This window comes from Brevundimonas sp. KM4, from assembly GCF_000964075.1.
Taxonomy (GTDB): Bacteria; Pseudomonadota; Alphaproteobacteria; order Caulobacterales; family Caulobacteraceae; genus Brevundimonas; species Brevundimonas huaxiensis.
On sequence record NZ_JZRG01000004.1, the window covers coordinates 72,343 to 92,197 of the forward strand.

A 19,855-nucleotide genomic window follows, 5' to 3' on the forward strand; every position below is an offset into this window, starting at 1 on the left:
AACATGTTTTACCTGCTCTATCTCTACTATGCCGACGTGGCGCACCAGTATCCGCTGCTGAACCTGGTGCAGTACCAGACGGTGCGTGTGGCGCTCGCCATGGCCACCGCCATGATCGTCGCCGTCGCCATGGGCAGCCGCTTCATCAACTGGATCCGCGCCAAACAGGGCCGGGGCCAGCCGATCCGCGACGACGGCCCGGTGTCCCACCTGTCCAAGGTCGGCACCCCGACCATGGGCGGTCTGATGATTCTGGCCGGCATCGGCGTGGCGGTGCTGCTCTGGGGCGACCTGACCAACCCCTACATCTGGATCGTCAGCTTCGTGACGGCGGCCTTCGGCGTGCTGGGCTTCATCGACGACTACGCCAAGGTGACCAAACAGACCTCGGCCGGCCTGACCTCCAAGCAAAAGCTCCTTGCCCAGACCGTCGTCGCCGTCGTCGCCGGCGTCCTGACCGTGCTGTGGATGACTGTCTCGCCGACCTCGCCGGGGCTTGAGACGTCGATCGCCTTCCCCTTCTTCAAGGCCGTGCTGCTGAACATCGGCTGGTTCTATGTGGCGTTCGCGGCCTTCACCATCGTCGGCTTCTCCAATGCGGTGAACCTGACCGACGGTCTGGACGGTCTGGCGACCGTGCCGGTGATGATGGCGGCGGGCGCGTTCGGCGTGATCAGCTACCTCTGCGGCAACTTCGTCTTCGCCCAGTATCTTCAGGTCCACCACGTGCCTGGCGCGGGCGAACTGGCCATCTTCTGCGCGGCCATGATCGGCGGGGGCGCGGGCTTCCTCTGGTACAACGCACCCCCGGCCAAGATCTTCATGGGCGACACCGGCTCGCTGGCTCTGGGCGGCGCGCTCGGCGCCATCGCCGTCACCACCAAGCACGAACTGGTTCTGGGCATCGTCGGCGGCCTGTTCGTCATGGAGGCCGCCTCGGTCATGATCCAGGTCGGCTATTACAAGCTGACCAAGAAGCGCATCTTCCTGATGGCGCCGGTCCACCACCATTTCGAAAAGATGGGCTGGCCGGAATCCACCGTCGTCATCCGCTTCTGGATCATCGCCGGCGCCCTGGCTCTCTTGGGCCTGTCCACGCTGAAGCTGCGCTGATCCGATGATTCCCGTTCCCGGCTTTGAAGGCAGGCGGGTCGCGGTCTTCGGCCTGAGACGGTCGGGGATCACGGCCGCGCGCGCCCTCCAGGCCGGGGGCGCGATCCCGATCCTGTGGGACGACGGCGAGGCCGGCCGGGCGCAGGCGAAAGGCGAGGGCTTCACGGTCGAGGACCTGGCCGCCGCCGACTGGTCCGATTTCGCCGCCCTGGTCCTGTCGCCCGGCGCGCCGCTGACTCACCCCAAACCCCACTGGACCGTAGACTTGGCCCGCGCCGCCGGCGTGCCCGTCCTCGGCGACATCGAACTGTTCGTCCGCGCCCTGGCCTCGTATTCGTCGTCATCCTCCGGCTTGACCGGGGGACCGCGCGTCGTCGCCATCACCGGCACGAACGGCAAGTCCACGACGACCGCCCTGATCGGCTGGGTGCTGCAACAGGCGGGCCTGACTGTCCACGTCGGCGGCAATATCGGCGTCGGCGTCCTGGCCCTGCCCGAACCGACGCCCGACGCCGTCTATGTGATCGAGGTCTCCAGCTACCAGCTGGACCTGACCACGACCTTCGCCCCCGATGTCTCCATCCTGACCAACATCAGCCCCGACCACCTGGACCGCCACGGCGGCATGGACGGCTATGTCGCGGCCAAGGCTCGCATCTTCGCCAATCAGGGACGAGATGATGTGGCCCTGGTGGGCGTGGACGATACTTGGGGGCAGGGGATCGCGTCTGAACTCTCCCAACGTGTGATCGCTATCTCATCCAGTCCTTCTCCCCTTGGGGGAGAAGGTGGCTCGCGGAGCGAGACGGATGAGGGGTTTGTCGGACCCTCGTCGGCTGGCGGCGAGCCGGAGGATACAGCCCCCTCATCCGAGCGGCTCCGCCGCCCACCTTCTCCCCCGAGGGGAGAAGGCTACGTGGCGCTGCCCGGTGCGATTCTCGAAAGCGCCCAAGTCATCGCCGATCTCACCGCCGCCCGCTCGCTTCCCGGCCGCCACAACGCCCAGAACGCCGCCTTCGCCTATGCGACCGCCCGCGCTCTGGGTGTCACCCACGACGCCGCCGTCGCCGGCCTGCTGTCCTTCCCCGGCCTCGCCCACCGCATGGAGGCCGTAGGCCGCCTCGGCCCCGTCCGTTTCATCAACGATTCCAAGGCCACCAACGCCGACGCCGCGCGTCAGGCCCTGGCCTCCTATCCATCCGTCTTCTGGATCGCCGGCGGCGTGCCCAAGGCCGGCGGCATCGCGGACCTCGCCGACCTCTTCCCCCGCATCGCCAAGGCCTATCTGATCGGGGACGCGGCCGACGCCTTCGCCGCCACATTGGCCGATACACCGCACATCATCGCCCACACCCTCGACGCCGCCGTGGCCGCCGCCGCCGCCGATGCGGCCTCGGCCGGTGGCGACCAGATCGTCCTTCTGTCCCCCGCCTGCGCCAGCTTCGATCAGTTCAAGGACTTCGAGGCGCGCGGCGAGGCCTTCCGCGCCGCCGTCCTGGCTCTCGGCGCCGTCCCGGAAACCGCGTCATGAGCGCTCCCTACACCCCCGCCTTTTCCCGTAACGACCAGAGCCATGTGGCCCAGTGGTTCTGGACCGTGGATCGCGGCCTGCTGGGCGCGGCGCTCGCGCTGATGGCCTTGGGCGTGGCGCTCAGCTTCGCCTCCAGCCCCGCCGCCATCCTGGCCGATGAATCGATCACCGACCCCTTCCACTATTCCTGGCGGATGATGGTCTTTTCGGGCGTGGGGCTCAGCATTATGCTGACGACCTCGCTGATGTCGCCGCGCGGCGTGCGACGCATCGCGGTCCTGGCCCTGTTCGGCGCCATCGTCGTCATGATGGCCTTGCCCTTCATCGGCGACACGGTGAAGGGGGCCGCCCGCTGGGTGAACTTCGGCCCCTTCAGCCTGCAACCGTCCGAGTTCGCCAAGCCCGGCCTGATCGTCTTCGCCGCCTGGATGTTCGCCGAGGCGCAAAAGGGGCAGGGGGTGCCCGGCGTGACTATCGCTTTCGGCTTCTACGCCCTGACCGTCTCCCTGCTCTTGATCCAGCCCGATATCGGCCAGACGCTTTTGATCACCACCACCTTCATGGCCGTCTTCTTCATGGCGGGCGTGCCGTTCAAATGGATGGCGGTTCTGGCCAGCCTGGGCATGGCGGGGCTGGTGTCGCTGTATTTCGTCTTCGGACACATGCGCGACCGCCTCAGCCGCTTCTTCTCGCCCGAGACGACCGACACCCACCAGATCGACAGCGCCTCCGAGGCCATCCGCGCCGGCGGCCTGCTGGGTCGGGGCATCGGCGAGGGCGTGATGAAGCGTCGCGTGCCCGACCTGCACACCGACTTCATCTATTCCGTCGGCGCCGAGGAGTTCGGCCTGATCCTCAGCCTGATCATGATCGGCCTCTACGCCTTCATCGTCATTCGCGGCATGCGCCGGGCCATGAAGCTGACCGATCCGTTCGAACAGACGGCGGCGGCGGGCCTGTTCATGCTGATCGGGCTTCAGGCCTGCATCAACGTCGCGGTGAACCTGAACCTGATCCCGACCAAGGGCATGACCCTGCCCTTCATCAGCTATGGCGGCTCCTCCATGCTGGCCATGGGCCTGACCATGGGCTTTGCGCTCGCCCTGACCCGACGCCGCCCCGGCGCCTACGAACCCGGCGCCAGCCTGACCCTGGGGCGGCGGTTGCTTTGACGTCGTCATCCTCCGGCGCGAAGCGACCGGGGGACCCAGCGGCGCGCGCGAGCGCGAAACTGTCGCGGACTAAGCAAGTCGAACATCTCGTGGCGGACGCATCGCCTCCGGCGCCGCTGGGTCCCCCGATCTCGCTCCGCTCGTCGGAGGATGACGAAAGAACGAGGCATACAACGCATTTGGAAAGCGGCGCCCCAGCAATATCAAACGCCTAGAGCCGACCAGCGACCGTCTCCTGCCCACGCCGTAAAACCGTGCGATCCTGTCGCCGCCCCATTCCTCGCCGCGCCATTCCCCGCCGACTTTAGACAGATTAGACGAATTAGACGGTGTTTTTGCCTGCCCGCCGTCTGATCTTCAGACTATTCAGACCCTCTTTTTCGGAGCCTCGCCCATGACCAAGCTCTGCGTCGTCGCCGCCGGCGGCACCGGCGGCCATATGTTCCCGGCCGAGGCGCTGGCGCGCGAGATGGCGGCTCGCGGCTGGCGCGTGGTGCTGGCGACCGATCACCGGGGCGAACAATACGCCCACGCCTTTCCCGCCGAGGAACGGCTGGCGCTGGACGCGGCCACCGGCTCCGGCCCCCTGGGTCTGATCAAGGCCGGCGTCGCCATCTTCAAGGGCGTGGTCCAGGCGCGAACGGCCTTCGACCGGCTGGGCGCCGACATCGTCGTCGGCTTCGGCGGCTATCCGTCCGCCCCGGCCCTGGTCGCCGCCGTCACGTCCCAGCGACCGACGGTGATCCATGAACAGAACGCGGTCCTTGGCCGCACCAACCGTATCCTGGCCCCCTATGTCGGTCAGGTCGCCTCGTCCTTCCCGACGCTGGAACGCGCGCCGGCCAAGGTCCAGGGCCGCTCCCACGTCGTCGGCTCGCCGGTGCGGTCCGAGATCCGCGCCCTGTTCGACCGTCCCTATGTCGCGCCCGCCGCCGACGGTCCGATCCATCTGCTGGTCACCGGCGGCAGCCAGGGCGCCCGCATCCTGTCCGAGACCACGCCCCACGCCCTGGCCGCCCTGCCTGAGGCCCTGCGTCGTCGCGTGAAGGTGCAGCAGCAGTCCCGCCCCGAGACGCTGGAGGCCGCCCGCCAGATCTATCTCGACGCCGGGATCGAGGCCGAGGTCGCCCCCTTCTTCCGCGACATGGCTGACCGGCTGTCCAGGGCCCATCTGGTGGTCGGCCGCTCCGGCGCCTCGACCTGCGCCGAACTGGCGGTCGCGGCCCTGCCGTCCGTCCTGATCCCGCTGAAGATCGCCACCGACGACCACCAGCGCCTGAACGCCAAGGCCCTGACCGACGTGGGCGCGGCCGAGGTCATTCTGGAAGACGACCTGACCGTCGATCGCCTGGCCTCGACCCTGACCGGCGTCCTGTCCGATCCGGCGCGCCTGTCGGCCATGTCCGCCGCCGCCCGCAGCGTCGCCATCCCCGACGCCGCCCAACGCCTGGCCGACCTCGTCGAGGCGACGGCTCAACTGCAAAGGCCCTGACGCGTTAGGAAGCCATGCCTCCCGAGATCATCGCCGTCACCCGCCAGATCCGCGCCCTGTGGCATCGGTTCGACTGGCTGCCCGAATGGGCGGTCATCGGCCTGGTCCTGCTGGTCTTCGTCGGCGGCGGCTGGCTGACGCACAAGATCGCCTTCGCCATCCTGCGTCGCGTCGTTCGCAACAAGGATCTCTTCTGGCGCGGCGTGGTCGAGCGCGCGCGGGTCAAGCTGCGCGTCCTGATCATCATCATCGGCATCGGCATCGGCGTGACCGTCTCGCCGATGGATCCCGGCCCGTCCGAGGATATCCGCAGCGCCCTGCTGTTCCTGTTCATCCTGACCCTCGGCTGGATGGCGTCGGGCGTGCTCGACATGTGGTCGGTCATGCACCTCAAGCGGTACAATATCGCCGTCGAGGACAATCTGCTGGCCAGGAAGCACCTGACCCAGACCCGCATCCTGCAGCGGGTAGCCAAGGTCGTGCTGTTCATCGTCACCGTGGGCCTGGCGCTGATGACCATCGCCGGCTTTCGTCAATGGGGCGTCAGCCTGCTGGCCTCGGCTGGCGTCGTCGGCATCATCGCCGGTCTGGCGCTTCAGCCGATCCTGACGAACATGGTCGCCGGCATCCAGATCGCCCTGACCCAACCCATCCGCCTGGACGACGCCGTCATCGTCGAGAACGAGTGGGGCAATGTCGAGGAGATCACCTCGACCTATGTGGTGGTCAAACTGTGGGACTGGCGCCGGATGGTGCTGCCCCTGTCCTACTTCATCACCAAGCCCTTCCAGAACTGGACACGCGAAAACGCCCGCCTGATCGGCGTGGCCTTCTTCTACGTCGATTATGAAGCGCCCATCGACCGGCTGCGCACCGCCTTCGAGGGCATCGTCAAGGCGTCCAAACACTGGGACGGCGACGTGCAGGTGATGCAGGTGACCGACATCACCGAACGCGTGCTCCAGGTCCGCTGCCTGGCCAGCGCCGGCTCCGCCCCGGTCGCCTTCGACCTGCGCTGCGAGATCCGCGAGAAGCTGATGGCCTTCATGCGCGACGAGTGCCGCGAGGCCCTGCCGCGCGACCGCATCGAATGGCCGCAAGGGTCGGACAAGCCCGCCGAGGGGAGCGTTAGTCCGCCAGCGCCCTTTGTCCCTGGCTGATGGCCTGCTCCAGCGTCAGCGCCTCGGCCGGACGTTCAGTCCCGCAGGCGATGGCCAGCAGCTCGGCCGCATCCCCGCCCGGCGCGGCGTCATAGGCGGGGGCGGCGTCCGGGGTCGCCGGCCCTTCCGTCCCGTCCGCTTTCAAGGAGGAGAAGTCCAACCGATCCGCCGTCCTGGCCCGACAGTCGAACGCCCACCGCGACCAGCCCCCGACATAGGTCACGTCTCCAACCTTGAACCCGGCCTCGGTCACCTGCAGTTCCCGCATCCGCGCCATGTCGCCCTCACGCTCGATCGAGGCCGCGTCGGCATAGATGGCGAACCTTCCCACGCCGGTCGGGACCAGAGCGGGGTCAGCCAAGGCTGGCGAAGCGAGAAGGCTGATCGCCATGCCGATCCTCCCCAGCGCAGCGGGGGAGGGGGACCGCGAAGCGGTGGAGGGGGCGAATGCAGCACGAGCTTTGACCAAGGGAGAAGAAGCCTTTCGGCCAGGCCTGCGCGCGATCCGCCCCCTCCACCACGCTACGCGCGGTCCCCCTCCCCCGGTACGCTTCGCTTCTCGGGGGAGGATCGTCCTCATGCGACCAGGGTCTCCGCCTGTTTCAGGTCCACGCTGACCAGCTGGCTCATGCCGCGCTCGGGCATGGTGACGCCGTACAGCCGGTCCATTCGGCTCATGGTCACAGGGTTGTGGGTGATGACGATGAAGCGGGTGTCGGTGCGGCTGCGCATCTCGTGCAGCATCCGGCAGAAGCGGTCCACGTTGGCGTCGTCCAGCGGCGCGTCCACCTCGTCCAGCACGCAGACCGGCGCGGGGTTGGCCAGGAAGACGCCGAAGATCAGGGCCGCCGCCGTCAGGGCCTGTTCGCCGCCGCTCATCAGGCTCATGACCGACAACCGCTTGCCGGGCGGGCAGGCGTAGATCTCCAGCCCCGCCTCCAGCGGGTCGTCGCTCTCGACCAGCTTCAGCTCCGCCTGCCCCCCGCCGAACAGGGCTTCGAATAGGGTCTTGAAGTTGGCGTTGATCACGTCGAACGCCGCCACCAGCCGCTCGCGGCCCTCGGCGTTCAGCTCGTCGATGCCGTCGCGCAGCTTGGCGATCGCCTGGGTCAGGTCGATCCGTTCCGACTTCATGCTGTTCAGCCGCTCGCCGTATTCGACCGCCTCATCCTCGGCGCGCAGGTTGACGGCCCCCAGGGCCTCGCGTTCGCGCTCAAGGCCGTAGAGCAGGCTTTCGGCCCCGGCGGCGTCGGGCGGGCGGGCGATGGCGTCGTCGATCAGTTTGCGGCCCAGCTCGTCGGGCGACATCTGGGCGGTCTCGCGCAGGGTGGTCTCGGCCTCGGCCAGCTTCTCGGCGGCAGCCTCGGCGCGGGCGGCCAGGCCGGCGCGCGCCTCGCGGGCCTGCGACGCGGCGGTCTCGGCGGCGCGCGACGCGCGTTCGGCCTCGGTCGCCTCGGTCTCGGCCATGGCCATGGCGTCCGACGCCGCCTGTTTCCTCTGTTCGGCGGCGACCAGGGTGTCCAGCAGCTTGCCGCGTTGTTCGGCGAAGCCCTGAGGCGCGACCTCGGCCTGCTTCAGCAGGGCGGCCGTCCGGTCTGCGTCCTTGGCCAGGGCGGCGACGCGGCCGGCGCTGTCCCTGGACCGCGTGATCCAGCCCTCGCGTGCGCGGGTCAGGCTGCCCAGCCGCTGCTCGCGGCCCTGACGATCGCGGGCCTCGGCGTCGCGGTCCGATCGGGCGGTCTGGGCCGCAACGCGGGCGGCGTCGGCCGTGGCGCGGGCGGCCGTCAGTTCGTCGCGTAGGCCCGCGATCGTCTCGGACGGGGCGTCGGTGGTCTGGGCGGCGTCCAGCGCGGCTTGCGCCTCGGCTGCGTCGGCCGCCAGACGGGTCACGGTGTCGTCCAGCGCCTGGGCGCGAGCCTCGCGACGAGCCTGGTCGCGGGCCAAGGTCTCGACGCGGTCGCGGGCGGCGGTCACGGCCTTGTCGGCGGCGAAGGGCTTCAGGCGCGCGGTCTTGACCGCCTCTTCAGCGGCGCGAAAGGCTTCCGTCGCCGCCTTCTGGGCCGCCTGCGCCTGATCCAGGGCCGGTCTGCCCTTGTCGATCTCGGCCTCCAGCTCGGCCAGGCGCGTGCGCTGAGCCAGGCGCACGGCGGCGGGGCGCGGCGCCTCGGCGCGGCTGACGAACCCATCCCAGCGATAGAGGTCGCCCTCGGTCGTCACAAGGCGAGCGCCGGTCGGCAAGGCTTTCGCCAGCCGCGCCGCGTCAGCCTTGGGCGCGACGCCGCAAAGAGCGAGGCGAGCAGCCAGCTGTTCAGGGGCTTGGACATGGTCGGATAGGGGCGCGACCCCGGCGGGCCAGGACGGGGAGGGCGCATCCGCCCCGCCCCAGTAGGCGGCGGCCTTGGCGTCCAGGGCCGCGTCCAGATCGTCGCCCAAGGCGGCGGCCAGGGCGGCCTCGAACCCCTTGTCCGCGCGGACCTGATCCAGCGCCGGGGGATGATCGCGCTTGCCGGTGACCAGCAGTTGGGCCAGGCCGCGCGCCTCGGTCTGCAAGCGGCCCAGCCGGTCCTCTGCGGCGCGGGTGGCGGTGCGGGCCTCCTGTTCGGCGCGGGCCAGCTCGCCGCGCAGCGCCTCGGCCGCCTCGACGGCGTTGCGTGCGGCGGCAAGGTCGGCCTGCGCCGTTTCCAGCGCCTTGCGGGCGGTTTCCAGCTCGGGCGTTTCCAGCGGCCCCAGAGCCTCGCGTTCGCGTCGGGCCTGATCGTGCTGGGCGGTGACGCGGGCCAGTCGCGCCTCGGCGTCGCGCTTGCGGGCCGTCTCGGCGTTGGCGCGGGCCTCGACGGCGGCCAGCATCCCCGCCAGCCGTTCGACCTCGCCGTCGGCGGACTTGCGGGCGTCCTCGGCGGCGGCCAGGGCCTTGTCCAGTTCGGGGCCGCGTTCGGGGGCGGCGGCGATCTCGGCCTTGAGCCGGGCCAGTTCGTTGTCAAGCCGGTCCAGTTCGCGCTGGGCGTCGGCGGCCATGCCGTCTTCGCGCGCGGCGTCGGCGGCGATGCGGGCGGCCTCGGCCTTGAGGCGATCCACTTCCGCGCGGGCCGCCTGTTCAGCCATGTCCAGCCGATCGCGCTCCAGGCTGGCGCGGTGCAGCAGGGCGGAGGCGACGGCGTCCTCCTCCCGCGCGGGCTTCAGGCCTTCCTGGGCGGAGAGGGCGGCCGTCTGGGCGGCGGCGGCGGCGGTCGTAGTTTCGGCGACAGCGATGTCGGCCGCGCGCAGTTCAGCGGCGGCGGCCTCTGAGGCCAGACGCGCGTCGTTCCAGCGCACATAGAGCAGGGCGGCCTGAAGGGCGCGGATCTCTGCCGAGATCTTCTTGTACTTCTCGGCCTGGCGGGCTTCGCGCTTCAGCCGGTTCAGCGCCGTCTCCAGCTCGCGGCCGATGTCATCCAGCCGGTCCAGATTGGTCTCGGCGGCCTTGAGGCGCAGCTCGGCCTCGTGCCGACGGGTGTGCAGACCGGCGACGCCGCCCGCCTCTTCCAAAATGCGGCGGCGGTTCTGCGGCTTGGCGGCGATCAGTTCCGAGATCTGGCCCTGACGCACCAGTGCGGGCGAGTTGGCGCCGGTCGAGGCGTCGGCGAACAGCAGCTGCACATCGCGGGCGCGCACCTCCTTGCCGTTGATGCGATAGGTCGAGCCTTGGCCCCGGTCGATGCGGCGCGACACCTCCAGCACAGGGCTGTCGGTGAAGGGCTGGGGCGCGCGGCGTTGGGCGTTGTCGATGGTCAGGCTGACTTCGGCGTGACTGCGCGGAGGCCGGCCAGCAGCCCCGGCGAAGATGACGTCATCCATGACCTGGCCGCGCATGGCCTTGGCCGAATTGGCCCCCATTACCCAGCGCAGGCTTTCAAGGACGTTGGACTTGCCGCAGCCGTTGGGACCGACGACGCCGGTCAGGCCGGATTCGATGTGCACCTCCGCCGGATCGACGAACGACTTGAAGCCGACGAGCCGGAGGCGCTGGAACTGCATCGTCCCGACGGACTACCGAAGCAGCGGATCGACGGCGGCCGACAGGGCCTCCAGCGAATGCTCCATCACCATCGTCCCGTTGACGAAGAAGGTGGGCGTGCCGGTGACGCCTGCGGCGCGCGCGCCTTCGATATGAGCGTCGAGGGCCGTACGGATGGTTGGACCGTTCAGGCAGGCTTCGATCTGCTCGCGGGTCTTGCCGCTGGCGGCGATGCCGGCCGCGAACCAGGGCTGGGCGCCGGTGGTCTGCAGATTGGCCTGATCGCGCATGAAGACGGCCGCCACGTCGAAATAGCGTTCGGGCGCGGCGCACATGGCGACCGCAGCCGCGGCGGCGGCGACATTGGCGGGCGGGGTCGGCAGGTTGCGGTGAACCAGCCGGACCTTGCCGGTATCGATGTATTTGGCCTTGAAGGCCGGCAGCACGGTGTTGTGGAAGTCCGCGCAGTGCGAGCAGGTGAAGGACGCGTATTCGATCACCGTCACCGGCGCATTCGCCCGACCCAGGATATGATCCTGAGCCGTGACGGGCGGGGGTGCATCGGCGGCGAGCGCCGGCGTCGCCAAACCGCCGGACAGGGCGGCGAGGGCGGAACCGGCGGCGATGAAGGCGCGTCGCATCATCTGATTAGGCCTCGGTTACTTGGCCAGGGCCGCGTCGATGGCGGTGGACAGGTCGGCCAAGCTGGCGCCTTCGCCGCCGGGCGAGATGACCTGCGTCTCATTGACATAGAAGGCCGGGGTGCCGGTTACGCCCTGGGCGCGGGCGGCCTGAACGCGCTTCTCCATGGCGGCGACGGCGTCCTTGTCGGTGACGCAGTCGTTGAACTGCTGCTCGGACAGGCCGGCGGCCTGGGCGGTGCGCAGCAGCCAGTCGCGCGGCGAGGAGGTCAGCATCTCCTGCTGCGTCGCCATCAACTGGTGGACGACGTCGAAATACTTGTCCGGGCCGGCGCAGCGCGCGACCAGGAAGCCGGCGGTGGCGGCGTCGACCGGCGGGGTCGGCAGTTCGCGGAAGACGTAGCGGACCTTGTTGGTGTCGACGTATTTGGCCTTGAACGCCGGCCAGGTGTTCTTCTGCCACAGGGCGCAGTGGGGGCAGGTGACCGAGGCGTATTCGACCACGGTGACCTTGGCGCCTTCGGGCGCGCCCAGACCCATGTCGCCCTCGGCCGCACCCTTGGCGCCGCCGCCGCACGCGGCCAGAGCCATGGTCGCCAGTGCGGCGCCGGTGATGGCCGCACGACGGCTCATGCGGGCGAAGCGGGATTCAGTGTCGGCCATGAAGGTTCCTCGGATCGGATCGTTGGCGATGATCGCGCGATTCCCCGGGAATGGCGCAACCCTGAACTAGTCTGGAACAGGTGCGGCGAAGTTTGGGCCATTCTAATAATGCGGCCACGCCGACGCATCTGGTAGTTTGTTGTTATGTCCTCAAACCTGAAATCGCGGATTCCTGCAAGCGTCCACGCCTACGTCAGATTCTCCACCGACCGTCAGAAAGACGGCGACTCCATCGCCCGCCAGCGCGCGTCAGCCCAGGCTGAAGCCGACAAGCGCGGGTTGAAGATAACGGAATGGATTTCCGACGAGGGCAAGTCAGCCTTCAAGGGCGCCAATCGCAAGGTTGGCAACCTGTCGAAATGGCTGGCCCGCCTGGACGACGGAGAGATTGCGCCGGGTTCGATCCTGATCCTGGAATCGATTGACCGGCTGAGCCGCGAAGCGGTGATGGATGCCCTCGATACCTACACCCGGATCATCAACGCCGGGGTGACGGTCATCACGACGATGGACGGGCAGGAATGCAATCGTGCGAACCTGAACGCTCAGTGGACCGGCTTGATCATCACGCTCTCCAAGATGGCCGTCGCGAACGAAGAGTCGGAAAAGAAGTCGGTCCGTTCGAAGTCAGTTTGGAAAGCAAGGCGGGCTGATCCGTCCGCTAAACGGATGGTCGCGTTCCTTCCGCAGTGGCTTGAGACGGTCGATAGGCCGCGCCCGGATCGGGTCGCGCTTATCCATCGCATGGCTCATGAGGTCGTTGAGTTGGGCTATGGCACCGGCAAGGTGGCGCGCCGTCTGAATCAGGATGGCATCCCATCATGGGGCGCGCCTCGCCGGGATGGTCGCCTGCCGTCGTGGCACAACAATAGCGTCCTCAACATCCTGCGTGGACGCTCAGTGCTGGGTGAACATCAGCCGATGATGGACGGGCCGGATGGGAAGCCCGTTGTGGCCGGGCCGGTTGAGCCGGACTATTTCCATCCCGTGATGGAGCCAGCGGTCTGGCATCAGGTTCAAGCCGCGCTGGACAAGCGATCGTTCAAGGGTTCGCGAGGACGAAAGGGCAATGACTACGCCAACCTGTTCTCGAAGTTGGGCCGGTGTCACCACTGCGGATCGGCTTGCCATCGCTCGTCAGCCGGGGGGCAGAATGTCTATCTTCGATGCTCGGCGGGCGTCCGTGGTGTCTGCACGAATACCAAAGGCGTCCGTTATTTCGAGTTCGAAGCCAAGTTCCTAGACCTCGTGCTGGCCACGAAGTTCCATGGTGGTCGGGTCGATGACAGTCAGGCGGTCGCCCGCCTCGCTGAAGCCGAACATGCTCGCGCTGCTTTGGCCGTCCGGATGGATTCTATCGCTGAGCAGATGATCGAACGCGCAGGTTCGCCAACGTTGGGACGCCTTCTCGACAAGGCGGAAGCCGATGCCCGCGATCTGGATCAGGAGATCATCGACGCCCGCAAAGGCCTGGACGCCATCCGTTCGACCCCGGCTCAGAACGAGAGCCAAGCCGCGCTTGCAGCGGAACTCGCCAAGCTAAACGAGCCGGGCGCCGACCGCTTCGCCATTCGCTCACGCTTGGCCAGGGCCATCGCGGATGTCACCCAATCACTGACCTTCGATCAGGGCGGCGTCGCGCACATCGTGCTCGAAGATGGCGTCTCGACTTACGAGTTCGACGTCAAGGACGGCATCACGCACCGTTCGGAAACGCTCACCAAATCGGGCGCGATGACGAAGGTCGAAGTCCGAGAAGTCACGTCGCTGGACGAAGCTAGGGCGTTGAAGGCCGCGCTCGCAGCCTAGTCCTTCTGGAAGGCGCGGATCATGGCGATGACGGCGTCGCGCTCTGGTTCGCGCAAGTCCTGCCATAGCTTCAGAATGGCGCGTTCAGAGTGGCTGATCGCCTGGGGATCGGGGTCGCCATAAAGGTCGGCCACGTGGCAGTTCAGAGCTTCGGCGATAGCGAGCAGCGTCGCCGCCGATATACGGTTCACGCCGCGCTCGTATTTTTGGACCGGCTGGAAGGTGACGCCGATGGCGGAGGCCAGTTGGGCCTGCGTGACCTTCAACTTGTCACGGCGCGCACGGACCTCGCCACCAATCCGAACGTCTATTTCTGAAGCGATATGAGCCATAGCCCCCCATGCTCCGGCTAAGCTGCGATGTCACCAACCATATCGACCAAATCGTCAGCGGCGATGTGGCCATAGCGATCCGCCGTGATCTGGATCGAGGCGTGTCCGGCTAGCCTGGACACCATCGCGAGCGGGTATTTCCGCATAGCCCGCGTCAGTGTGGTGTGCCGCATTGTGTGGAAGCGAACGAGGCTGAAGTCATAACCGCGCTCGGTCATGCGACGGCGAACCGTCCGCCACATCCGGAACAGTTGGCTCGGGCGGAAAGGGAAAAGGGCGCCGTTGCCTGCCTTCAGCTTCAAAACCGGTAGAAGGCCGACGATCTCCGGCGTGATCGGGACCACGCGGGGCTTCTTCGATTTGGTCGTATACCGCTCGAACTGGACGAAGGTGGCAGGCTTGCCGCCAACAGTTCGCGTCTCGAAGTGACCCGCATGCACCCGCAGGGCTTCGCCTCTCCGACATGCCGTCGCCAACAGGAAGCGAACCATCGCGTCGAACCGCGACCAGTCCCGGTCAGGTTCTTCCAAGGTGAGCCGAGCGATCTCCTCGAATAGGGCTGACGCCTCGGCGTCCGCCGCGATCTCTAGACGGCACGACCGGCACGTGAGGGTCAGGCTCCAACCGCGTCGCTGCATCGCGTGAATGGTCGGCGCATAGCCTTGCCAGTTCTCGCGGTTCCACATCCGGTAGCGAGCATTGAAGCCCATTACCGTCCGCCCTTCGCGGCCCAGGCCTTCTCAGCACGAGCCAGGGCCTGCCGGTGGGCCGTCTCGTGGCCGTCGTCCCAATGAGCAGGATTGAGCCTGATCCGCAGAATAGGATCACTGGACCTGGACTGGCGACGCTGCACCGCAACTTCTTTGGCGTAGACGCCGCACTTGCTGCATCGGAATCGCAGGCGTTGGAGAGGATCGTCGGCCAACCTCGCGCCGATCCGCCAGACGTTGGCCTCACGGATCAAGCGGCATCCGGCGCAGGAGAACGTGATGTAGACTTCGGAGTCGGCGACAAGGTCACGAGCCGTGACGTTGTAATCTCTCCAGTCAGACTCAGGGCGGGCAAGCAAGACGAGACTCGGGTTGGGACGCCACGACCCACGGGGTCCATAACCGATTCTGATTTAGGAATGTTCCCGTATTGTTCACGTTCGTGTGGATGTTCGCTTTCGCGCAGGACCGGGCGCGACGTGAACATGTAAGGAACGCTTCGAAATTCTGGTGGACATCGAGATCGCAGCTCACCCAGAAATTCGCGGTGTCATCAGGGTTTGACCAAGGCAAACAATTTAACTGCTTTTCGAAACCCAAATCGCTATTGACCCGAATCGCGAAAACGGCCCCATTGCCCGAAGGGCTGACCAAGTTTTTTCAATGAACTGGTCTGCCCAATGTTTCCCAAGAAAACCAAACCACTGCCCGTCCCGCCTGCTCCGCGTCATTCGTTTCGGATGCGAACGAAGGACACGGAGATTGAGTGACGTGCCTCTGAGTTTTCATCCAGCGGCGACCAGAGTCCTTGGGTTAGTTACGCCTCGCAGCGTGGGTTGAGCAACAGGCCGAGCCGCGCAGCTTTCATACTGCGCAGCGGGTCGGCCTGTTGCGGTCAGACTGGCGGCAAAGGCCTCTTCCTTACGGAGCAGTCCAGCACGACGCGGGCCGTGAGGTAGGCGGCCTCCTCTGCGCCGATGTTCGACAAGATCGCGAAGGCGTCGAGGTGACGACCGGCGCCGCCCGAGCCGACACGGCTCACGAACTCTTCGATGGCCCGGGTCAGCGTCGAGACGGTCAGCTTGAGAAGCTGGCGTCCTGGCGGAAGGTCCGCCTCGCTATTGGTGGAGGATGGCTCGGACCGCCACGGAAGGGGGCGGGAGCTTTGGTAACGGCTGGCACCAAGGGCGCGAGCCTCGTCTTCAAGCGCGCGTTGACGCGCCAGTTTTTGGCGGAATGTTTCGTTGGGCTTTCTCACCCCATATTTAGTTGGGGAGGAGGAAACCCTCGTTTCTAAGCTAGGCGGGGGTCGTCAGGATTTACCGGCGTGGCATCTTCGGGGAGGTGGATAATCATGTCCCAGAAATAGACCTGCGGCTTGATCTGATCGCCGACTGCGTCGATCCGCTTTGTGATCTCGTCCAGCCGTTCGACGGAAAAATCTTTGTGGGTTTTGTTGTTCGAGATGAGTTCGTAGTCCCCTTGGAAGGGGTTCTGCTCGAAGTGGCCGTGAGCGACGATGTTGCGAAGCCGGTTCAGTTCTTCGAGTTCGTCAAAATCGATCCCTTCCAAGCGAAGTTCGGGCCTGATCCCGTGTAACATTCGCAGGTTGTCGAGCCTCCGGGCGAATAGCCCCTGCGTCAGCTTCTCAAGCTCCTTCTGATCCCCAAGGTCTTTTAGAACGCATTCGATCAGCATGGTCAAAAACCGATCCACGTCATTGTGCGCGAGGATCAGCCGACCGAGAGCCGCCTCATAGTCCTTCCTGATTTGAGGATCGGCCCACGCGATGTCGTCGTCGTCATAAGCGTCAGACGTGTCGCCAAGGGGCATTTCGTGGGTCATGCTTCAACAATCCTGCGCAGGCGAAGCCCTGGGACCATGGGGCCTGATCGCGGCTAAAGCGATTTGCGGATTGAAAAAGACTTGCGGCGAAGTTTTGTCAACAGCGCCTTATCCGCGCGCCCAGGCCCGATCGATCGCGGGTGCGGGGATGAAACTTTGCGGTCTGTCCTGGCGCGGCGGCGGATCGCTTAGGCCCTGCTGGATGAAGCGCATCGCCGAAAGCAGGCCGGACCGCGAGAAGGGCTTGGGGATCACGCCATGCGCGCCCAGGAAGTCCTCGGGGATCATCTTGGGGTTGGCCGTCAGGAACACCACGGCGGTGGACGGCCAGCGGTCCTTGATCAGGCGACACACGTCCAGACCGCTGGAGTTATCCGCCAGCTGGATGTCGACGAAGGCGATGTCGGGCGGCGCGTCGAGCGACAGCGACTCGACCTCGCTCAGGGACATGGCCTCGCCGACCAGCCGGTGGCCTTCGTCCTCGAGCATCGCCTCGAGGTCCATCACAAGCAGGGCCTCGTCCTCGACGACCAGGATGTCGAAGTGGGGCCCGGCCGCGCGCACCTAGCCGCTCACGGGAAATTCGACGACCGCGCGCGTTCCGGGGTCTGCCGGCAGCCACAGCGTCTTGCCGCCGATCTGCTTTGAAAGACGACCGATCAAGGTCTTGCCCAATCCATGATGCGCGGCGCCGGGAATGCCGGGGCCGTCGTCTTGAACAACGACCTGGCCGCCTTGTTCCGTCTTCTTGGCCGAGACGATCAATCGGCCGCCCCGATCGTCGGCGAAGGCATGCTTGATCGCATTGGTCAGCAGTTCGTTGATGATCAGGCCGATCGACGAGGCGTGGGTTGAAGGGATGAACATCGGCTCGACATCGACGGAGACCTCGATGTCGCTGCGTCCGGTCGATCCGATCACATCGGCGACCAGGGTGTTGGTGAAGGCCCCGACGTCGAACTGGGTAACGTCCTCGGACTGATAGAGCTTGCGGTGAACGGTCGCCAGGGCGTCCACCCGCTCCAGCATGGAATCCAGGGTTGCGGTCAGGGCGGGATCGGACAGGGAGCGCGATTGCAGCCGCAGCAGCGAGCCGATCATGGTCAGGTTGTTCTTGACCCGGTGATCGACCTCATGAAGTAGCAGGGTCTTTGCGGTCAGGGCTTCCTGCAGGTCGGCGGTGCGGGCGGCGACCTCGCGCTCGACGACGGCCTTTTGCTTTTCGACCAGAACCTGGGCCTCGACGCGTTCGGTGACGTTCAGTTGCGAGGCGAAGAAATACTCGATCTCGCCCTCGGCGTTACGCACGGGGCTTGATGAACAGGGCGTTCCAGAAGGTGCTGCCGTCCTTGCGATAATTCAGCAGATCGATGTGGATGTCTTCGCCGGCCTCGATCGCCTCGCGGATCTTGGCCACGGCCGCCTTGTCGGACTTGGGTCCCTGCAGGAAACGGCAGTTCTGGCCGACGATCTCATCGCGCTCATAGCCGGTCAGATCCTGGAAGGCCTTGTTGACGAAGACGATCGGATTGTCGGGCAGGCGCGGATTGGTGATGACCATTGGCATGCGCGTGCCGCGCACGGCGGCCGCGAACGGGTCGCCGCGACCGATCTCATGTTCGACGACATCGGTAAGTCGCCAGTCGTCTTGTTGCTTCATCGGGCTCGGAATCCAGGCGCGCGACCAGGATATGCCGTGCGGAGTTCTAATCTTTCCCGTCCTACCTACAGCAGGCGACAAGACCTGCCAACCGAGGCGCAGGGGTCAGTCGCTGTCGATGTCGGAGCGCGACAGGGCGACGCGGCCGAGGCGCGCCAGGGCGGCGCGTAGATCGTCGGGGGCTGCGGCGATGGAGGCGGCGAGATCGGCCTCGGCCTGGGTGGGCAGGGGCGGCGGCTTGGCGCTGCGTTTGGGACGGGCGGCGGTCTCCTTCAATGGGGCGACCGGACCCTGGGCGATGCGCAAACGATCCACCGTCCCGGCGCCCAGGAACAGATTGACGCGAGCCAGAATGTCCTCGGACTGGTGCTGGATCAGCAGGGCGGCGGCGCCGGCGACGCGCAGTTCCAGTACGCCGGGCGAACCGCCCTTGCCCTTGGTCAGTTTCTGCGGGCGGGTGACGCGGGCCAGACGATCGCCGACGATCTCGCGCCAGCGAGGCTCCAGCGCACCGGCCCCGCGTCCGAACTGCTCGTCCAGCTTCTTGATCAGGGGCGTCAGCGCCTTGCCCGCGCGCGGCGCCGGTCGGGGAACCGGACGGGTGCGGCGGCGAGACAGGATCTCGCGGACCTCGGCGTCTGTGGGCAGCGTGCGGCGCATGGGTCTATATAGCCCGACCGATGCCTGACGTCTCTCCCGACATAGACCTGATCCGCTCCCGGCTGCTGGCCTGGTACGACGCCCATGCGCGCAGCCTGCCGTGGCGAGCCGCCGTCGGCGCGCCGCGGACCGAGCCGTACCGTGTCTGGCTGTCGGAGGTCATGCTGCAGCAGACGACGGTGCCGCATGCGACGCCGTATTTCCACGCCTTCACCACGCGCTGGCCGACGGTCTCGGACCTGGCGGCGGCGGAGGATGCGGAGGTTATGGGGGCCTGGGCGGGGCTGGGTTACTATGCGCGTGCGCGCAATCTGCTGGCCTGCGCGCGGGCGGTGGCGGCCGAGCACGGCGGCGTATTCCCGGATACCGAGGCGGCGCTGCTGGCGCTGCCGGGCGTGGGCGCCTATACGGCCGCAGCCGTCGCCTCCATCGCCTTTGACCGGGCGGCCAATGTCGTGGACGGCAATGTCGAGCGGGTCATGGCGCGGCTGTTCGCGGTCGAGACGCCGGTGCCCGCCGCGCGGCCCGAACTGAGGCGGTTGGCGGGGCTGTTCGTCACCGACGAGCGGCCGGGCGATTGGGCTCAGGCTCTGATGGATCTGGGCGCGACGGTTTGCCGGCCCAAGTCACCGTCGTGCGGGACCTGCCCCGTGGCCAGCGAATGCCTGGGGCTGGCCACGGGCGACCCGGCACGGTTTCCGATGAAGGCCAAGAAGGCGGAGCGGCCGCATCGGCGGGGCATCGCCTATGTGCTGGTTGACGACCAGGGGCGTGTCGCGGTCGAGACGCGACCCGAGAAAGGGCTGCTGGGCGGAATGCTGGGCCTGCCGACCAGCGATTGGACGACAGGTGAGCCCTCGGGAGCGGCGCCCACCAAGGCCGACTGGCGCGAGGCGGGGGCTGTGGAGCACGTCTTCACCCACTTCAGCCTGACGCTGACGGTGATGACCGCGCGCGTCAACGCGGACGACCGCTATCGCTGGATGCCGATCGAGGCGGCGCGGGCCGCCCTGCCAACGGTCTTCGCCAAGGCGCTGGATCGGGCGTACCCGCCCGATCTGTTCGGCTGAACC

The 19,855-nt window shown here is 67.0% G+C and carries 19 protein-coding genes; 7 read left to right on the forward strand and 12 right to left on the reverse strand.

The features are described 5' to 3' along the window. The first annotated feature begins 3 nt into the window (after window positions 1-3). The 5 genes from mraY to VH88_RS01315 all read left to right on the forward strand — a co-directional run bounded on the left by mraY (window position 4) and on the right by VH88_RS01315 (window position 6,468). Window positions 4-1,113, forward strand: coding sequence for a phospho-N-acetylmuramoyl-pentapeptide-transferase (gene mraY / locus VH88_RS01295; protein WP_045809646.1), 1,110 nt, complete (start codon window positions 4-6; stop codon window positions 1,111-1,113). 4 nt (window positions 1,114-1,117) lie between these two features. After that, window positions 1,118-2,644, forward strand: a complete 1,527-nt coding sequence (gene murD / locus VH88_RS01300; protein ID WP_045809647.1) for a UDP-N-acetylmuramoyl-L-alanine--D-glutamate ligase — start codon at window positions 1,118-1,120, stop codon at window positions 2,642-2,644. Further along, window positions 2,641-3,816, forward strand: coding sequence for a putative peptidoglycan glycosyltransferase FtsW (locus VH88_RS01305; protein ID WP_045809648.1), 1,176 nt, complete (start codon window positions 2,641-2,643; stop codon window positions 3,814-3,816). Before murD ends, VH88_RS01305 begins: the two co-directional genes overlap by 4 nt. 394 nt (window positions 3,817-4,210) lie before the next feature. Continuing rightward, entirely contained in the window at window positions 4,211-5,308 is a 1,098-nt protein-coding gene (gene murG, locus VH88_RS01310) for an undecaprenyldiphospho-muramoylpentapeptide beta-N-acetylglucosaminyltransferase (protein WP_045809649.1), read from the forward strand. A 14-nt stretch (window positions 5,309-5,322) separates the two neighbouring features. Further along, on the forward strand, window positions 5,323-6,468 hold the full coding sequence (locus VH88_RS01315; protein WP_045809650.1) for a mechanosensitive ion channel family protein: 1,146 nt from the start codon (window positions 5,323-5,325) through the stop codon (window positions 6,466-6,468). Here VH88_RS01315 and VH88_RS01320 read toward each other — a convergent pair. The 4 genes from VH88_RS01320 to VH88_RS01335 all read right to left on the reverse strand — a co-directional run bounded on the left by VH88_RS01320 (window position 6,437) and on the right by VH88_RS01335 (window position 11,766). Next, window positions 6,437-6,859: a surface-adhesin E family protein gene (locus VH88_RS01320; RefSeq protein WP_045809651.1), complete on the reverse strand. Its 423-nt coding sequence runs from the start codon at window positions 6,857-6,859 to the stop codon at window positions 6,437-6,439. The genes VH88_RS01315 and VH88_RS01320 overlap by 32 nt on opposite strands. Before the next feature lie 185 nt (window positions 6,860-7,044). Next, window positions 7,045-10,482 (reverse strand): chromosome segregation protein SMC, encoded by a 3,438-nt coding sequence (smc, locus tag VH88_RS01325; RefSeq protein WP_045809652.1) that lies wholly within the window; start codon window positions 10,480-10,482, stop codon window positions 7,045-7,047. A 12-nt stretch (window positions 10,483-10,494) separates the two neighbouring features. Further along, window positions 10,495-11,106, reverse strand: coding sequence for a thioredoxin domain-containing protein (locus VH88_RS01330; protein ID WP_045809653.1), 612 nt, complete (start codon window positions 11,104-11,106; stop codon window positions 10,495-10,497). Window positions 11,107-11,121: 15 nt separating this feature from the next. Further along, the gene (locus VH88_RS01335) at window positions 11,122-11,766 is read right to left on the reverse strand and encodes a DsbA family protein (protein WP_039246870.1); all 645 of its coding nucleotides are present in this window, start codon (window positions 11,764-11,766) and stop codon (window positions 11,122-11,124) included. A gap of 144 nt (window positions 11,767-11,910) precedes the next feature. On the opposite strand from VH88_RS01335, the gene VH88_RS01340 reads away from it, so the two are divergent. Further along, the gene (locus VH88_RS01340; RefSeq protein WP_045809654.1) at window positions 11,911-13,575 is read left to right on the forward strand and encodes a recombinase family protein; all 1,665 of its coding nucleotides are present in this window, start codon (window positions 11,911-11,913) and stop codon (window positions 13,573-13,575) included. Here VH88_RS01340 and VH88_RS01345 read toward each other — a convergent pair. From VH88_RS01345 to VH88_RS01380, 8 genes are all read right to left on the reverse strand, one after another. Next, a complete protein-coding gene (locus VH88_RS01345) occupies window positions 13,572-13,907 on the reverse strand; it encodes a helix-turn-helix domain-containing protein (RefSeq protein WP_045809655.1) in 336 nt (111 codons plus the stop codon). The two genes, VH88_RS01340 and VH88_RS01345, sit on opposite strands and share 4 nt — an antisense overlap. A gap of 17 nt (window positions 13,908-13,924) precedes the next feature. Continuing rightward, window positions 13,925-14,593: a tyrosine-type recombinase/integrase gene (locus tag VH88_RS01350; RefSeq protein ID WP_197070960.1), complete on the reverse strand. Its 669-nt coding sequence runs from the start codon at window positions 14,591-14,593 to the stop codon at window positions 13,925-13,927. A 919-nt stretch (window positions 14,594-15,512) separates the two neighbouring features. After that, a complete protein-coding gene (locus VH88_RS01360) occupies window positions 15,513-15,875 on the reverse strand; it encodes a hypothetical protein (protein WP_045809658.1) in 363 nt (120 codons plus the stop codon). 35 nt (window positions 15,876-15,910) lie between these two features. Further along, entirely contained in the window at window positions 15,911-16,462 is a 552-nt protein-coding gene (locus tag VH88_RS01365) for a hypothetical protein (RefSeq protein ID WP_045809659.1), read from the reverse strand. A gap of 108 nt (window positions 16,463-16,570) precedes the next feature. Next, window positions 16,571-17,026 carry a response regulator gene (locus tag VH88_RS01370; protein ID WP_045809660.1) on the reverse strand — a complete coding sequence of 152 codons (456 nt, stop codon included), beginning with the start codon at window positions 17,024-17,026 and terminating at the stop codon, window positions 16,571-16,573. Continuing rightward, the gene (locus VH88_RS01375; protein ID WP_231576543.1) at window positions 17,027-17,770 is read right to left on the reverse strand and encodes a sensor histidine kinase; all 744 of its coding nucleotides are present in this window, start codon (window positions 17,768-17,770) and stop codon (window positions 17,027-17,029) included. Beyond that, the gene (locus VH88_RS16365) at window positions 17,763-18,122 is read right to left on the reverse strand and encodes a PAS domain-containing protein (RefSeq protein ID WP_231576544.1); all 360 of its coding nucleotides are present in this window, start codon (window positions 18,120-18,122) and stop codon (window positions 17,763-17,765) included. Before VH88_RS16365 ends, VH88_RS01375 begins: the two co-directional genes overlap by 8 nt. Window positions 18,123-18,227: 105 nt before the next feature. Further along, entirely contained in the window at window positions 18,228-18,782 is a 555-nt protein-coding gene (locus VH88_RS01380; protein WP_045809661.1) for a DUF721 domain-containing protein, read from the reverse strand. Window positions 18,783-18,802: 20 nt separating this feature from the next. Here VH88_RS01380 and mutY point away from each other — a divergent pair, with 20 nt between their 5' ends. Continuing rightward, the gene (gene mutY, locus VH88_RS01385; RefSeq protein WP_045809662.1) at window positions 18,803-19,852 is read left to right on the forward strand and encodes an A/G-specific adenine glycosylase; all 1,050 of its coding nucleotides are present in this window, start codon (window positions 18,803-18,805) and stop codon (window positions 19,850-19,852) included. Window positions 19,853-19,855 lie beyond the last annotated feature (3 nt).

Bases quoted from the DNA above. Each gene is read 5' to 3' on its own strand.
- mraY (WP_045809646.1), top strand. From the start codon at position 4: ATGTTTTACCTGCTCTATCTCTACTATGCCGACGTGGCGCACCAGTAT.
- murD (WP_045809647.1), top strand. From the start codon at position 1,118: ATGATTCCCGTTCCCGGCTTTGAAGGCAGGCGGGTCGCGGTCTTCGGC.
- VH88_RS01305 (WP_045809648.1), top strand. From the start codon at position 2,641: ATGAGCGCTCCCTACACCCCCGCCTTTTCCCGTAACGACCAGAGCCAT.
- murG (WP_045809649.1), top strand. From the start codon at position 4,211: ATGACCAAGCTCTGCGTCGTCGCCGCCGGCGGCACCGGCGGCCATATG.
- VH88_RS01315 (WP_045809650.1), top strand. From the start codon at position 5,323: ATGCCTCCCGAGATCATCGCCGTCACCCGCCAGATCCGCGCCCTGTGG.
- VH88_RS01320 (WP_045809651.1), bottom strand. From the start codon at position 6,859: ATGGCGATCAGCCTTCTCGCTTCGCCAGCCTTGGCTGACCCCGCTCTG.
- smc (WP_045809652.1), bottom strand. From the start codon at position 10,482: ATGCAGTTCCAGCGCCTCCGGCTCGTCGGCTTCAAGTCGTTCGTCGAT.
- VH88_RS01330 (WP_045809653.1), bottom strand. From the start codon at position 11,106: ATGATGCGACGCGCCTTCATCGCCGCCGGTTCCGCCCTCGCCGCCCTG.
- VH88_RS01335 (WP_039246870.1), bottom strand. From the start codon at position 11,766: ATGGCCGACACTGAATCCCGCTTCGCCCGCATGAGCCGTCGTGCGGCC.
- VH88_RS01340 (WP_045809654.1), top strand. From the start codon at position 11,911: ATGTCCTCAAACCTGAAATCGCGGATTCCTGCAAGCGTCCACGCCTAC.
- VH88_RS01345 (WP_045809655.1), bottom strand. From the start codon at position 13,907: ATGGCTCATATCGCTTCAGAAATAGACGTTCGGATTGGTGGCGAGGTC.
- VH88_RS01350 (WP_197070960.1), bottom strand. From the start codon at position 14,593: ATGTGGAACCGCGAGAACTGGCAAGGCTATGCGCCGACCATTCACGCG.
- VH88_RS01365 (WP_045809659.1), bottom strand. From the start codon at position 16,462: ATGACCCACGAAATGCCCCTTGGCGACACGTCTGACGCTTATGACGAC.
- VH88_RS16365 (WP_231576544.1), bottom strand. From the start codon at position 18,122: ATGAAGCAACAAGACGACTGGCGACTTACCGATGTCGTCGAACATGAG.
- VH88_RS01380 (WP_045809661.1), bottom strand. From the start codon at position 18,782: ATGCGCCGCACGCTGCCCACAGACGCCGAGGTCCGCGAGATCCTGTCT.
- mutY (WP_045809662.1), top strand. From the start codon at position 18,803: ATGCCTGACGTCTCTCCCGACATAGACCTGATCCGCTCCCGGCTGCTG.